Annotated in this window: 13 protein-coding genes; 10 read left to right on the forward strand and 3 right to left on the reverse strand. The window is 62.6% G+C overall.

Annotation, left to right across the window (positions count from 1 at the left end):
- The first annotated feature begins 295 nt into the window (after nucleotides 1-295).
- Nucleotides 296-1,441, forward strand: a complete 1,146-nt coding sequence (locus PQQ52_RS17335; protein WP_408213581.1) for a hypothetical protein — start codon at nucleotides 296-298, stop codon at nucleotides 1,439-1,441.
- A gap of 82 nt (nucleotides 1,442-1,523) precedes the next feature.
- Here the strand turns inward: PQQ52_RS17335 and PQQ52_RS17340 are convergent, their stop codons facing one another.
- From PQQ52_RS17340 to PQQ52_RS17350, 3 genes are all read right to left on the reverse strand, one after another.
- Nucleotides 1,524-2,498 carry a quinone oxidoreductase family protein gene (locus PQQ52_RS17340; protein ID WP_408213933.1) on the reverse strand — a complete coding sequence of 325 codons (975 nt, stop codon included), beginning with the start codon at nucleotides 2,496-2,498 and terminating at the stop codon, nucleotides 1,524-1,526.
- A 49-nt stretch (nucleotides 2,499-2,547) separates the two neighbouring features.
- The gene (locus PQQ52_RS17345; RefSeq protein WP_074284944.1) at nucleotides 2,548-2,937 is read right to left on the reverse strand and encodes a methylglyoxal synthase; all 390 of its coding nucleotides are present in this window, start codon (nucleotides 2,935-2,937) and stop codon (nucleotides 2,548-2,550) included.
- 88 nt (nucleotides 2,938-3,025) lie between these two features.
- Nucleotides 3,026-3,808 carry an SDR family oxidoreductase gene (locus PQQ52_RS17350; protein WP_408213584.1) on the reverse strand — a complete coding sequence of 261 codons (783 nt, stop codon included), beginning with the start codon at nucleotides 3,806-3,808 and terminating at the stop codon, nucleotides 3,026-3,028.
- Nucleotides 3,809-4,041: 233 nt separating this feature from the next.
- On the opposite strand from PQQ52_RS17350, the gene upp reads away from it, so the two are divergent.
- The 9 genes from upp (at nucleotide 4,042) to rng (ending at nucleotide 12,648) form a co-directional block, all read left to right on the forward strand.
- Nucleotides 4,042-4,692, forward strand: a complete 651-nt coding sequence (upp, locus tag PQQ52_RS17355; protein WP_175052835.1) for a uracil phosphoribosyltransferase — start codon at nucleotides 4,042-4,044, stop codon at nucleotides 4,690-4,692.
- A gap of 436 nt (nucleotides 4,693-5,128) precedes the next feature.
- Nucleotides 5,129-5,857 (forward strand): YebC/PmpR family DNA-binding transcriptional regulator, encoded by a 729-nt coding sequence (locus tag PQQ52_RS17360; RefSeq protein WP_408213587.1) that lies wholly within the window; start codon nucleotides 5,129-5,131, stop codon nucleotides 5,855-5,857.
- 249 nt (nucleotides 5,858-6,106) lie between these two features.
- Complete coding sequence (gene purD / locus PQQ52_RS17365) at nucleotides 6,107-7,405, forward strand: phosphoribosylamine--glycine ligase (protein ID WP_408213590.1); 1,299 nt, start codon at nucleotides 6,107-6,109, stop codon at nucleotides 7,403-7,405.
- 233 nt (nucleotides 7,406-7,638) lie between these two features.
- Complete coding sequence (gene hemF / locus PQQ52_RS17370) at nucleotides 7,639-8,562, forward strand: oxygen-dependent coproporphyrinogen oxidase (RefSeq protein ID WP_408213593.1); 924 nt, start codon at nucleotides 7,639-7,641, stop codon at nucleotides 8,560-8,562.
- A 26-nt stretch (nucleotides 8,563-8,588) separates the two neighbouring features.
- On the forward strand, nucleotides 8,589-9,341 hold the full coding sequence (locus PQQ52_RS17375) for a nicotinate-nucleotide adenylyltransferase (RefSeq protein WP_408213596.1): 753 nt from the start codon (nucleotides 8,589-8,591) through the stop codon (nucleotides 9,339-9,341).
- A gap of 4 nt (nucleotides 9,342-9,345) precedes the next feature.
- Nucleotides 9,346-9,801 carry a ribosome silencing factor gene (gene rsfS / locus PQQ52_RS17380; protein ID WP_408213599.1) on the forward strand — a complete coding sequence of 152 codons (456 nt, stop codon included), beginning with the start codon at nucleotides 9,346-9,348 and terminating at the stop codon, nucleotides 9,799-9,801.
- A gap of 55 nt (nucleotides 9,802-9,856) precedes the next feature.
- Complete coding sequence (rlmH, locus tag PQQ52_RS17385; RefSeq protein ID WP_063495252.1) at nucleotides 9,857-10,327, forward strand: 23S rRNA (pseudouridine(1915)-N(3))-methyltransferase RlmH; 471 nt, start codon at nucleotides 9,857-9,859, stop codon at nucleotides 10,325-10,327.
- Between the two features lie 212 nt (nucleotides 10,328-10,539).
- Nucleotides 10,540-11,169, forward strand: coding sequence for a Maf family protein (locus PQQ52_RS17390; RefSeq protein WP_408213602.1), 630 nt, complete (start codon nucleotides 10,540-10,542; stop codon nucleotides 11,167-11,169).
- Nucleotides 11,170-11,178: 9 nt separating this feature from the next.
- Entirely contained in the window at nucleotides 11,179-12,648 is a 1,470-nt protein-coding gene (rng, locus tag PQQ52_RS17395; protein ID WP_325044899.1) for a ribonuclease G, read from the forward strand.
- The last annotated feature ends 13 nt before the right edge of the window (nucleotides 12,649-12,661 follow it).

Here is a 12,661-nt window from a genome sequence, read left to right on the forward strand (position 1 = left end):
GATGGGGCGTAAAAATCGTGTAAACGGCGGCAACGGCCAGACGCACGGCGATTAAACCGATTAAACCGGGACGACACGCACTCCATTAGAAAGATAAACCATAAACGGCCGGCCATTTAATCCTGGCCAGAACACGAAATCATCGCTCATAATGGCGCGCGATATCCATCTGGATGGCCGTGATTATTCAATGCGCTTAAACACGCACCGGATTTAACAAAAATAGCCCATTCAACCTTCCGATAGCGCTCTTAATATGCCAATTGATTCAGAAAGCGGAACGACAACCGAACTCATGGACGACGATCGGGTAACGGTACTCGCGGTGCTGTCCGTCGCCCATTACATCGCCGACGATCGCTGCGATGAGGCACGCCAGCGCTTGCTGGACAACCCGGATATCCAGTTCGAGACGTGCACCGCGAGACAGTTGCTGGATTGGCTGATCGCTGAAAAATATATGGATCGGGACGACGAAGAAAATGCCACGCTGCAGAATCTTCAATGGTCGGAAGGCGAGACGGTTCCGCTCGATCAGCGCATTGCATTGCTGCTTTATATCAGCAACGTCGATCCCCGATTGAATGCGCGCTTGCAGGCCTTACTCGAGCTTCGACGAAAAAAAGCGAAAACGTCCTTCCTGCTCCAGGTCGGCGGCGTGCTGGTGGTATTGATCGGCTTCGGCATTTATATGCTGATGCCCGATTCAACGCCGATGTGCGGCGCATCGTCGACCACCACGGCGCTCAATTCGCTCATCTACGACGGCGAAATGAAAAGCATGACCGGCTTGCAGATGGTGCAGAAAAATGGCCTGCCGAACACGCGGAATCATCGCGAAATCGGGTATGACAGCAAGGATCATTCGCGCGGCTGCGTCGCCGACCTGACCATCGGCGAGGACAAGACGCAGATCGGCTATGCCGTGCTGCGCACTGCGGACGACAAGAACAAGTTCGCCGTGCAGGCTTTCCCGCCCGAATACATCACGTCGCGCTACGACGCGGCCACGCTGAACAACACGCTCGGCGCGCCGGTCGGGAGGGACAACATGGAAACGGCGATGAAGGCGGCACTGACCCATCTCGATGCGCAGATCCATGGACCGGCCGCACTCTCTCCCAAGCCCGCGACTGACGATGACCAACCGGCATCGCTCGCGGACAGCATATTGAACGTCATCCCGAGCGCGAACTGCCGGCAGCTTGCCGATGGACGCCAATCGTGCCCGGTGACCATCGACTATCGGGACGATCTGCTGTCGGCAATCGGCGCATCGCCGGTCATTCAACTGCATAGCGATTTCGTGTTCGTGAAGAGCAGCACCGGCTGGACAATGACCGACGACTTCCCGAAAACGTTCATGACCGCGATCGTCGCGGGGCGCATGGCCAAGCTCAAGCCGACGCCACCCGTCGCGGCCAGCGAAGCATCGAATTAACCGGCCGGCACGCCCGCCGAGGCACGCGCAGCGCGGCGGCGGCACTGCGCGCGGCCGGTGCGAGCCACCGGCCGGCAATGCCTTACGGCAGCAGAATCGTCGAGCCCGTGGTGCGACGCCCTTCGAGATCGGCGTGCGCCTTGCCGACATCGGCCAGCGCGTAGCGTTGATTGATGCTCGCCTTCACCTTGCCCGACACCAGCACATCGAACAGTTCGGCCGACATCGCCTCGTAGTCGCTGCGTTTGGCGATATAGGTAAAGAGCGTGGGGCGCGTAAAGAACAGCGAACCGCGTCCGGCGAATTCCGATGAATCGATCGGCGGCAAGGGTCCCGATGCGTTACCGAAACTCACGAACATGCCGAGCGGCGCGAGGCAGTCGAGCGAGCCCGTAAACGTGTCTTTACCGATCGAGTCGTACACCACCGGCACACCCGCGCCGTTGGTGATCTCGCGCACACGCTTGGTGAAGTTTTCGCGCGTGTAGACGATGGCGTGATCGCAACCGTGTGCCTTGGCGATCTCGGCTTTCTCGTCGGAGCCGACCGTGCCGATCACCGTCGCGCCCAACGCTTTCGCCCATTGGCAAGCCAGCAGGCCGACGCCGCCGGCCGCGGCCTGGATCAAAATCGTGTCGCCGGCTTTCACCGGATAGGTACGGCGCAGCAGGTATTGCGCGGTCAAGCCTTGCAGCATGACGGAGGCCGCCTGCTCATCGCTCACCGCGTCCGGCACCTTGACGACTTGCGCAGCCGGCAGCACACGCTCCTGGGTGTATGCACCAGGCGGACGCGCCACGTACGCCACGCGATCACCGGCTTTAAGACCGGTCACGCCTGCGCCGACCGCGGTGACTTCACCCGCCGCTTCCATCCCGAGACCGCCTGGCAACGGCAGCGGATACAAACCCGTGCGGAAATACACGTCGATATAGTTCAGGCCCACCGCGGTCTGCCTGATGCGAATCTCGCCCGCACCCGGCTCGCCCACTTCGACGTCCACCCATTTCATCACCTCAGGGCCGCCGGTTTTGTCGAATCGGATTGCTTTGACCATCATGTCTCCTTGGTTTGTGATGTTGATCGCTCGCACAGCATGCGCGCGTTCAGACCTGCTGCGTGAGGCGCAAGGTCAGCACGTCGAGAATCATTCGCGCGGTCGAAATATTGGTGGCGCACGGAATGTTATGAACGTCGCAGGCACGCACCAGCGCGTTGATATCCGGTTCGTGCGGCTGTGGCGTCATCGGGTCGCGCAGGAAGATCACCATGTCCACCCGCCCTTCCGCGAGTTGCGCGCCGATCTGCAAGTCGCCGCCATGCGGGCCGGACAACATGCGTTCGACCGTGAGACCGTGCGCGTCACCAATGCGCGTGCCGGTCGTACCGGTCGCGACGATCTCGCAGCGCCTGAGCGTATCGACGTATTCGCCGGCCAGTTTGACGATGTCGTCTTTCTTGTGATCGTGCGCGATCAGCGCAATGCGGGTGCTCATGACGTAAGACTCCTGAAACCGTTGTGAATGTCGTTGTTGTAGTGAGGGTGATGCCAGTGCTTCTGCCCGTGTTTCAATGCGTGGCCGCTCAGAACGTACCGGGGTAGGCGCCGCCGTCGATCAGCCAGTTCTGGCCGGTGATGTAGCCCGCATGCACGCTGCACAGAAATGCACAGGCGCGGCCGAATTCATCACGATTGCCGAAACGGCCGGCGGGGATCGTCTTCATGCGCTGCTTGCGCGCGTCGTCGACGGAAATGTCTTGCACCTTGGCTTGCGCCGCGAAGGTGGTAGCGATGCGGTCGGTGTCGAACAGGCCAGGCAGCAGATTGTTGATCGTCACGCCCACGGAAGCCACCTTGCTGCGCGCCAGCCCCGCCACGAAGCCAGTCAGCCCCGAGCGCGCCCCATTGGACAGGCCGAGCACGTCGATCGGCGCCTTGACCGCCGAGCTCGTGATATTGACGATGCGCCCATAGCCGCGCTCGCTCATCCCGTCGATGGTCGCGCGGATCAGCTCGATCGGCGTCAGCATGTTGCTCTCCAACGCGCGGATCCAGTCTTCGTGCGTGAAGTTGCGAAAATCGCCCGGCGGCGGGCCGCCCGCGTTATTGACCAGAATGTCCGGCTGCGGACAGGCGGCGAGCGCCGCGGCGCGTCCTTCGGGCGTGGTGATGTCGCACGCCACCGTCTTCACGTCCACGCCGCTCTGCTTGCGAATCTCCGCGGCGGTCGCCTCCAGCGTCTCGGCCGTGCGCGCGACGATCGTCAGGTTGACGCCTTCGGCGGCGAGCGCTTCCGCGCAGCCGCGCCCCAGACCCTTGCTGGCCGCGCAAACCAGCGCGGTGCGTCCTGCGATTCCCATGTCCATGTGTGTATCCTCTGGCGTAGTCGTGGCGCGGGGGACCCCGCGGTTGCCCAATCGTTGCAATGTTTCCCCCGATTCTAGAAGAATCGGTGCCGGACTGTGCCGGGCCACTGCAATCTCCGGTATCTTCCGGCGCCACTCTTTCGGTAAACTTGCGCCGTGGCGCGTCCGCCCGCCGGTTTCAGGCCGTGCGGACCGTCAAACCGATCCCTCTAGCCGCCGCTTGCGCCCCCGCCATGACCCAGGACAGCCGTTTTCCCAATCTTTTCATCCTCGATCACCCGCTGATCCAGCACAAGCTTTCGCATATGCGCGACCGGGACACCTCGACCCGTACGTTTCGCGAACTGCTGCGCGAGATCACGCTGCTGATGGGCTACGAAATCACCCGCAACCTGCCGATGACCACGCGCCGCCTCACCACGCCGCTGGTCGAAATCGACGCGCCGGTGATCGCCGGCAAGAAACTGGCGATCGTGCCGGTGCTGCGTGCCGGCATCGGCATGTCGGACGGCCTGTTGGAGCTGGTGCCGTCTGCACGCGTGGGCCATATCGGCGTGTATCGCGCCGAGGACCATCGTCCGGTCGAGTATCTGGTCCGCCTGCCGGATCTGGAAGACCGCGTGTTCATTCTGTGCGATCCGATGGTCGCGACCGGTTACTCCGCCGTGCACGCGGTGGACGTGCTCAAGCGCCGCAACGTGAGCGGCGAGAACATCATGTTCCTCGCCCTGGTGGCGGCCCCGGAAGGCGTGCAGGTGTTCCAGGACGCGCATCCGGACGTCAAGCTGTACGTGGCTTCGCTCGATTCGCACCTGAACGAGCACGCGTACATCGTGCCGGGTCTCGGCGACGCCGGCGACCGCCTGTTCGGCACGAAAAACTGACAGCGGACTGAAAAAAGGCGGTGGCGGCGCGCGCAAAAGGCCGCCGCCGCTCAATTTCCACGCAGTTTCCGGCTACGCTCTGCCCTGCCGCACCCTCGTGGCGTGATAAAATTCGAGTCCGCTCAAAGCGCCGCTCAACTTGCACTGCCGCCAGGCGCATCGCGCCTTTACGCGGGGTCTGCAGGGACCGGCGCGGTTTGGGGCGTCACCGTGCCGCCCCAAACCGCACTGCCTTGGCCCCCGCGCTGGCGACTTTCGATCCCCGGCAACGCCTTGCTGGACACGATCAAGCTGAGGCAAGTCTGACACCAGGCGGTCTGGCGCCGAGCGCTTTGACATCGAGCGCAAGGTCGCGATCAGCAGCGCCGCGCGCCCGACATCGCAACGACAATTGCACAATGCGTGCGCCCCATTGGCGCGCGCGACGGAGAAAAGTATGGCGGGTCATTCGAAATGGGCCAACATCAAGCATAAAAAAGCAGCGGCCGACGCCAAGCGCGGCAAGGTCTGGACGCGGCTCATCAAGGAAATTCAGGTGGCGGCCCGCATGGGCGGCGGCGACATCGACTCGAATCCGCGTCTGCGGCTCGCCGTCGAAAAGTCGTACGACGCCAACATGCCGAAAGATAACGTCAACCGCGCGATCCAGCGTGGCGTGGGCGGCGTCGACGGCGCAAGCTACGAAGAAATCCGCTACGAAGGCTACGGCATCGGCGGCGCAGCGGTGATCGTGGACACGATGACCGACAACCGCACCCGCACGGTGGCGGACGTGCGGCACGCGTTCTCGAAGAACGGCGGCAACATGGGCACGGACGGCTCGGTGTCGTTCATGTTCGATCACGTCGGCCAGTTCCTGTTCGCGCCCGGCACGCCGGAAGACAAATTGATGGAAGCCGCGCTCGAAGCGGGCGCCGACGACGTCGTCACGAACGAAGATGGCAGTATCGAAGTGCTGTGCCCGCCGAACGATTTCCCGAAGGTGAAGACCGCACTGGAAGCCGCGGGCTTCAAGGCCGAACTGGCCGAGGTGACGATGAAACCTCAGACAGAAGTCGAATTCACGGGCGACGACGCGGTAAAAATGCAGAAGCTGCTCGACGCGCTGGAAAATCTGGACGACGTGCAGGAAGTCTATACAAACGCCGCGATCGCCGACGAATGAGCGTGCTCCGGCGGCGCCTTGCGCGTGGAGTTCCATCGAACCACGCCCGCGCCGCCGGTTGGCCCTCGCGTTGCTGTTGAGCGGGCGTTGGTTGAGCGTTGGATTAGGCCCTTCCGCACTGCCTCCACTCGGGTTCGCTATGTGCCCTGCGCCGCTAGCTGGCTGCGGGTTCATTGCAAACCTCACTGTTATTTCACGGCTGAGCGCGCTGCTTCAGCCGTTTATGGTTTTTAAGTCTCGGGGATTCACATGAAGTTACTCGTCGTCGGTTCCGGCGGTCGCGAACATGCGCTCGCATGGAAGCTCGCGCAATCGCCACGGGTCCAGCTCGTCTACGTTGCTCCCGGCAATGGCGGCACCGCCCAGGACGAGCGTCTGCGCAACATCGACATCACCGATCCGGCTGAACTCGCCGATTTCGTCGAGAAAGAACAGATCGCGTTCACGCTGGTCGGGCCGGAAGGGCCACTCGCCGCGGGTATCGTCAACCTGTTCCGCTCGCGCGGCCTGAAGATTTTCGGGCCGAGCAAGGAAGCCGCGCAGCTCGAAAGTTCGAAAGATTTTGCCAAGGCGTTCATGAAGCGCCACGCGATCCCGACCGCCGAGTACGAAACCTTCGCCGACGTCGCCGCCGCGCACGCGTACCTGGACGCCAAGGGTGCGCCGATCGTGATCAAGGCTGATGGCCTCGCCGCCGGCAAGGGCGTCGTCGTTGCACAAACGCTGGAAGAAGCGCACGCCGCTGTCGACATGATGCTGTCGGACAACAAGCTGGGCGATGCCGGCGCGCGCGTCGTGATCGAGGAATTCCTCGCCGGCGAAGAAGCCAGCTTCATCGTCATGGTGGACGGCAAGCACGTGCTGGCGCTCGCCTCGAGCCAGGACCACAAGCGTCTGCTCGACGCAGATCAGGGTCCGAACACCGGCGGGATGGGTGCCTACTCACCCGCGCCGATCGTCACGCCGCAACTGCATGCGCGGGTGATGCGCGAAATCATCCAGCCGACCGTGCGTGGCATGGAGAAAGAAGGCATCCGCTTCACCGGCTTCTTGTACGCCGGTCTGATGATCGACGCGCAAGGCAACCCGAAGACGCTCGAATTCAACTGCCGGATGGGCGACCCGGAGACGCAGCCGATCATGGCGCGCCTGAAGGGCGACTTTTCGAAGGTGGTCGAGCAGGCCATCGCCGGCACGCTCAACACGATCGAACTGGAATGGGACCGCCGCACCGCGCTTGGCGTGGTGCTCGCCGCGCACAACTATCCGGACACCCCGCGCAAGGGTGACCGGATCAGCGATATTCCGGCCGAAACCGTGGATTCGGTCACGTTCCACGCGGGCACTACGCTGTCGGATGGCAAGCTGACCACCTCGGGCGGCCGCGTGTTGTGCGTGGTCGGTCTGGCGGATTCGGTGCGCAGCGCGCAATCGGTGGCATACGAAACGATCAACCAGATCTCGTTCGACGGCATGCAATATCGCCGCGACATTGGCTACCGTGCATTGAACCGCAAGCACGACGCCAAGAGCGAAGGCAAGCAGTAAGCCATACCCCCACTTGTCCGCGTGCGGCGCCAACGGCGCTACACTGCGGGTTTTCGCGGCTGTTGCGGCGCCCATCGCACCATGCGGGCTTGCCCCGGTTGATGGGTATTTCATCCGGCGCGAATGACTGTAGCGCCGCGCCTTCGCAGGAACATCCTGAGCGAAGGCCCGGCCCTCGCCCTTCACGAAGAACCCGCGGCACGACGAGCGTGCCGCCCTCAGCATCTGCACTCATGACCGATTCGAGCTATGACGCACAGGCCGTGCGCAGCTGGCTGCAAGGCCTGCAAACGCATATCGCGGACACGCTCGGCGCGTTCGACGGTAAGCCGTTCGCGACCGACGCATGGCAGCGCGCCCCCGGCGAAAAACTGCGCGGCGGCGGCTATACGCGGATTCTGGAAGGCGGCAACTTCTTCGAACGGGCTGGCATTGGCTTCTCGGACGTAGCCGGCGATGCGTTGCCGGGTTCGGCGAGCGCCGCGCGCCCGCAACTGGCCGGCCGTGGTTTCGAAGCCATGGGCGTCTCGCTCGTGCTGCACCCGCACAATCCGCACTGTCCCACCGTGCATATGAACGTGCGTCTGCTGATCGCGACCAAGGCTGGCGAAGAACCGGTGTTCTGGTTCGGCGGCGGCATGGATCTGACGCCATACTATGGCTACGAGGAAGACGCGCGGCATTTCCATCGGGTGTGCCGCGACGCGTTGCAGCCTTATGGCGCAGACCTGTACCCGAGTTTCAAGCGCTGGTGCGACGAGTATTTCTTCCTCAAGCACCGCAACGAAGCGCGTGGCATCGGCGGGATTTTCTTCGACGATTTCTCGGCGCCGGGCTTCGATCAATCCTTTGCGATGCTGAAAAGCGTCGGCGAAGGATTCCTCAAAGCGTATATGCCGATCATCGAAAAGCGCCGCAACATTCCGTACGGCGAAGCTGAGCGGGAGTTTCAGGCATACCGGCGCGGCCGCTACGTCGAATTCAATCTGGTCTTCGACCGTGGCACACTGTTTGGGCTGCAAAGCGGCGGACGCACCGAATCGATTCTGATGTCGATGCCGCCTGTGGTGAACTGGCGCTACAACTGGCAGCCCGAACCGGGCACGCCGGAAGCGCGTCTCTACAGCGATTTTCTCGTGCCGCGCGAGTGGGTGTGAGGCCTCAGGCCCGCACCGCACTGCACGTGACCACGACAAAGGATCTTCACCTGAAGCCGAACGCTCATCCTGTCGCCCTGCCCCGCCGGATCGGACTGCTCGGCGGCACTTTCGATCCGATCCACGACGGCCATCTCGCGCTCGCGCGGCGTTTTGCCGAAGTGCTGAATCTGACCGAACTGGTGCTGCTGCCGGCCGGCCAGCCGTGGCAAAAAACCGACGTGTCAGCCGCTGAACACCGGCTGGCCATGACCCGGGCCGCCGCCGGCGCATTGGTGCTGCCGGGTGTAACCGTGCGGGTTGCGACCGACGAAATTGAACACGACGGTCCGACGTACACCATCAACACGCTGCAGGTGTGGCGTGAACGCGAAGGTCAGGATGCGTCGATTGCGCTTCTGATCGGCGCGGATCAACTGGTGCATCTCGACACATGGCGCGACTGGCGGCGCCTGTTCGACTTCGCCCATATTTGCGCGGCCACGCGCCCCGGTTTCGACCTCGCGTCGATTCCGCCCGTGGTTGCCAAAGAAATCGACGCGCGCCGTGCCCGCGCCGACGTTCTGCAAGCCACCCCCTGCGGCCACTTGCTGATCGATACGACGCTTGCGTTCAACGTCTCGGCCACCGACATTCGCGCGCATCTGCGCGAACAGGTGACCCGGCGGCTTGCCCTCGCGGGCGTTGAACAGCAGGACAAGAGCCAGGCCCGGGCCGCAAGCCATGTCCCCACCGCGGTGTGGGACTATATTCTTCAACATCATCTGTACCACCGGTAACCCCATGGATATTCGCAAACTGCAACGCGTGATCGTCGACGCTCTCGAAGACGTCAAAGCGCAAGACATCAAGGTGTTCAACACCAGCCACCTGACCGCCCTGTTCGATCGCGTGATCGTCGCCTCCGGCACCTCGAACCGCCAGACCAAGGCGCTCGCTTCGAGCGTGCGCGAGAGCGTCAAGGAAAACGGCGGCGACGTGATCAGCACCGAAGGCGAGGACGTCGGCGAATGGGTGCTGGTCGATTGCGGCGACGCGATCGTGCACATCCTGCAACCGGCGCTGCGCCAGTATTACAACCTCGAAGAAATCTGGGGCGACAAGCCCGTGCGCATCAAGCTGTCAACGCCGAATCCGTTCGGCGGCGCCAGCGCGAGCGAACCGGACGACGAGGAAGAAGAAGACGAAGCGCCGGCCGCAAAGAAGCCTGCACGCAAGACGCCGGCACGCCGCAAGTAAGCGCCTCGCCGGCCAATCGCTTCAGTCTGAGACGTAGTCCGCGATTACATCCGCAATGAAACTGCACATCCTCGCCGTCGGCCACAAGATGCCGGACTGGATCGCCACGGGCTTCGACGAATACGCGAAACGCATGCCGCCGGAGCTGCGCATCGAGCTGCGCGAGATCAAGCCCGAGCAGCGTTCGTCGGGGCGGCCGGCGGAAAGCGTGATGGCTGCCGAGCGGCAGAAAATCGAAGCCGCGTTGCCGAAGAACGCGCGCATTGTCGCGCTCGATGAACGCGGCAAGGACTGGACCACCATGCAGCTCGCCGGCGCCCTGCCCGGCTGGCAGCAGGACGGCCGCGACGTGGCGTTTCTGATCGGCGGCGCCGACGGGCTCGATCCTGATCTGAAAGCGCGTGCCGATATGCTGTTGCGTGTCTCCAGCCTGACGCTGCCGCACGCCATGGTCCGCGTGCTGCTCGCCGAACAGCTTTACCGCGCGTGGACCATCACGCAAAATCACCCCTATCACCGCGCGTGAGCGAACGAGGCGGCCGACAGGTCACGCGTTTGTGGAATTGCGGCTTCTGGTCTCGTCGCCTGCGCCGATTGATGCGCCTGTAGGCGCGTTTATTCACACGCTGATCGACGCGCCTTTCGTCGTGTTCTTTGCCGCGCTGATCGACGCTCGACTGACAAGCTCATCGCGCGCTCGTCACGCATTGATGCAATCCGCCTCATCGAGATCTGTTCATGCCAACGCCCGCCGCTTCGCGCCATCCATTCGTCTACCTCGCCTCCCAGAGTCCACGCCGCCAGGAGCTGTTGCAACAGCTCGGCGTGCGTTTCGAATTGCTGCTGCCGCGTCCCGATGAAGACGCCGAAGCGCTCGAAGTCGAACTGCCCGGCGAGCGCGCTCGCGACTACGTGCAGCGTGTTTGCATCGCCAAGGCACACGCCGCACGTGCGCGTCTCGTAGCAGGCGGACATGCTGCACGGCCAATCCTGGTTGCCGACACAACCGTCACGATCGACGACGCGATCCTCGGCAAACCCATCGACGCCGACGATGCCGTCGCAATGCTCACGCGTCTCGCGGGCCGCGATCACGAAGTGTTGACAGCCGTCGCGGTGGTCGATGCAGAAGGCACGTTGCTGCCTGCCGTGCTATCGGTATCGAAGGTACGTTTTGCTGCACTGCACGCGGACGCCGTGCGCCGCTATGCCGCAAGCGGTGAGCCGCTCGGCAAGGCGGGCGCGTATGGTGTGCAGGGACGCGCCGCGGAGTTTGTCGAACATATCGACGGGTCCTATTCAGGTATCATGGGTTTGCCGCTTTTTGAAACCGCTGCCCTCCTGCGTGCAGCGAGCATCGACTTCTAAAATAACACCATGAATGAAGAAATCCTGATCAATGTCACGCCGCAGGAAACGCGAGTCGCGCTAGTCCAGCAAGGCGCCGTCCAGGAACTTCACGTCGAACGAACGCTGTCGCGAGGACGCGTCGGCAATGTCTATCTCGGCAAAGTCGTCCGCGTGTTGCCGGGCATGCAATCCGCCTTCATCGATATCGGTCTGGAACGCGCCGCATTCCTGCACGTCGCGGATATCTGGCATCCGCGCATTGCCGGCGAGCCGCAGCATCAGACACCGCATCAGCCGATTGAAAAGATCGTCTTCGAAGGTCAGACGCTGATGGTTCAGGTCGTGAAGGATCCGATCGGCACCAAGGGCGCAAGGCTGTCCACGCAAGTGAGCATCGCCGGGCGCACGCTCGTGTATCTGCCGCAGGAGCCGCACATCGGTATCTCGCAGAAGATCGAGAGCGAAGCCGAGCGGGAGGCAGTGCGCGCGCGTCTCACCGCGGTGTTGCCCGCTGATGAAAAAGGCGGCTATATCGTGCGCACCATCGCTGAAGATGCGAGCAGCGAAGAGTTGGCCGGAGATGTCGCGTATCTGCGCAAGACATGGGCAACGATTATCTCGCAAGGTCAGCGCATGCCGCCGACCAGCCTGCTCTATCAGGATCTGAATCTCGCTCAACGTGTGCTGCGCGATTTCGTCAATGACGAGACCTCGCGCATTCAGGTCGACTCGCGCGAGACCTATCAGATGCTTGCCGATTTCGCGGCGGAGTTCACGCCGGCGGTGTCGTCGAAGCTGCATCACTACACGGGCGAGCGCCCACTCTTCGATCTGTACAACATCGAGGCGGAAATCCAGCGCGCATTGTCACGCCGGGTCGATCTGAAGTCGGGTGGCTATCTGGTGATCGACCAGACCGAAGCGATGACCACCATCGACGTGAACACCGGCGGCTACGTCGGCGCGCGCAACTTCGACGATACGATCTTCAAGACCAATCTCGAAGCCGCGCACACGATCGCGCGGCAATTGCGGCTGCGCAATCTGGGCGGCGTGATCATCATCGACTTCATCGATATGGAAAACGTCGAGCATCGCGACCAGGTGCTCGGCGAGTTGAAGAAGGCGTTGTCGCGCGATCGCACGCGCGTGACGGTGAATGGTTTCTCGCAGTTGGGCCTGGTGGAGATGACGCGCAAGCGCACGCGCGAATCGTTGGCGCATGTGCTGTGCGAGCCCTGCCCGGTTTGCCAGGGCAAGGGGCAGGTCAAGACGTCGCGCACGGTGTGCTATGACGTGCTGCGCGAAATTCTGCGTGAATCACGGCAGTTCAATCCGCGCGAGTTCCGCGTCGTGGCGTCGCAGCAAGTGATCGATCTGTTTCTTGAAGAGGAGTCGCAGCATCTGGCGATGCTGATGGATTTCATCGGCAAGCCAGTGTCGTTGCAGGTGGAGTCGAATTTGAGCCAGGAGCAGTACGACATCGTGTTGATGTAATCGGCAGAATACT

The organism is Paraburkholderia sediminicola, assembly GCF_046030555.1.
Lineage (GTDB): Bacteria > Pseudomonadota > Gammaproteobacteria > Burkholderiales > Burkholderiaceae > Paraburkholderia > Paraburkholderia sediminicola_E.

Excerpts from the sequence above, each read along its gene's own strand:
- PQQ52_RS17335 (WP_408213581.1), top strand. The coding sequence starts at position 296 with ATGGACGACGATCGGGTAACGGTACTCGCGGTGCTGTCCGTCGCCCAT.
- PQQ52_RS17340 (WP_408213933.1), bottom strand. The coding sequence starts at position 2,498 with ATGGTCAAAGCAATCCGATTCGACAAAACCGGCGGCCCTGAGGTGATG.
- PQQ52_RS17345 (WP_074284944.1), bottom strand. The coding sequence starts at position 2,937 with ATGAGCACCCGCATTGCGCTGATCGCGCACGATCACAAGAAAGACGAC.
- PQQ52_RS17350 (WP_408213584.1), bottom strand. The coding sequence starts at position 3,808 with ATGGACATGGGAATCGCAGGACGCACCGCGCTGGTTTGCGCGGCCAGC.
- upp (WP_175052835.1), top strand. The coding sequence starts at position 4,042 with ATGACCCAGGACAGCCGTTTTCCCAATCTTTTCATCCTCGATCACCCG.
- PQQ52_RS17360 (WP_408213587.1), top strand. The coding sequence starts at position 5,129 with ATGGCGGGTCATTCGAAATGGGCCAACATCAAGCATAAAAAAGCAGCG.
- purD (WP_408213590.1), top strand. The coding sequence starts at position 6,107 with ATGAAGTTACTCGTCGTCGGTTCCGGCGGTCGCGAACATGCGCTCGCA.
- hemF (WP_408213593.1), top strand. The coding sequence starts at position 7,639 with ATGACCGATTCGAGCTATGACGCACAGGCCGTGCGCAGCTGGCTGCAA.
- rsfS (WP_408213599.1), top strand. The coding sequence starts at position 9,346 with ATGGATATTCGCAAACTGCAACGCGTGATCGTCGACGCTCTCGAAGAC.
- rlmH (WP_063495252.1), top strand. The coding sequence starts at position 9,857 with ATGAAACTGCACATCCTCGCCGTCGGCCACAAGATGCCGGACTGGATC.
- PQQ52_RS17390 (WP_408213602.1), top strand. The coding sequence starts at position 10,540 with ATGCCAACGCCCGCCGCTTCGCGCCATCCATTCGTCTACCTCGCCTCC.
- rng (WP_325044899.1), top strand. The coding sequence starts at position 11,179 with ATGAATGAAGAAATCCTGATCAATGTCACGCCGCAGGAAACGCGAGTC.